Source organism: Vibrio sp. 970, from assembly GCF_033339075.1.
The window spans coordinates 1-892 of record NZ_JAWOTW010000139.1 but is presented as its reverse complement, the minus strand read 5'-3'; the positions used below and the strand labels follow the sequence as shown (position 1 = coordinate 892).

At 48.0% G+C, this 892-nt stretch carries 1 protein-coding gene; it reads right to left on the bottom strand.

The genetic code is table 11. The annotated features are described in order from the left end of the window. On the bottom strand, positions 1 to 892 hold an 892-nt coding region (locus tag R7Q11_RS25260; protein ID WP_225466891.1), incomplete at both ends, for a magnesium transporter.

Below are 892 nucleotides of genomic sequence, written 5' to 3'. Positions count from 1 at the left end.
GTTCAGAGAGCCAATACCCAGTTCATTTTTCAATAGCTTGAAACGGTTACCTGGAGTGATCTGATTAAGCGCCATCGCACGAACCATCAGAGTGAGCGTTTGGCTGCCCGCGATGCCACCCATCGATGCAACGATTGGCATGAGCACGGCCAAAGCCACCACTTGAGCAATCACATCTTCAAACAGTCCGATAGTGACAGAGGCTAAAATTGCAGTCAGCAAATTGATGCCCAACCACACGCCACGTTTTTGTGAGCTTTTTAGTACTGGCGCAAATAAGTCATCGCCTTCATCCATACCAGTACCGGCCATTAAGCGCGCTTCGTAGATTTCTCGTTGCGTACTTAATGCAAATTGCCAATCGACCTCACCAATGAGAGTTTGGTCAGCATCTGTTACGGGGAGCGCGGGTAGGGCGCTATGCTCTAACGCCTCTACCGCTTCTGGCAGTGTCATTTTGCTGTCCAACACGGTAACGGTTTCAATCTCAAGTGTTTTCAAACGCACGCCTGAATCACTTCTTAAGATCTCGTAATAGTTTACTGCGCCACGGAACTGTTTGTTTCGGTTAATCAGGTACACTTGCTGCGGCGTATCGTAGCTGTAGCGTTCCATCAACTGCTTTGCGGTTCCGACCGTTATATTGAACGGCAGCGTAATGATTTTACGCTCCGCCCAGCGACCTAGCTCATCGTCTTCATATTCATTCGCTTGGTCGTACAGTTCAAGCTCGTCTTTTTCAATTAAAGCGAGCGCTTCATTGATGATGGATTCTGGTAACGAGTCTGCCCATTCGATCAACGATAAGTTGTCGAGTTTAGCGAGGGTGAGTTTCAGTTCGACTTCAGATAACGCATTGATGATAGAGAAACGTACATCGGCACGCATCTCT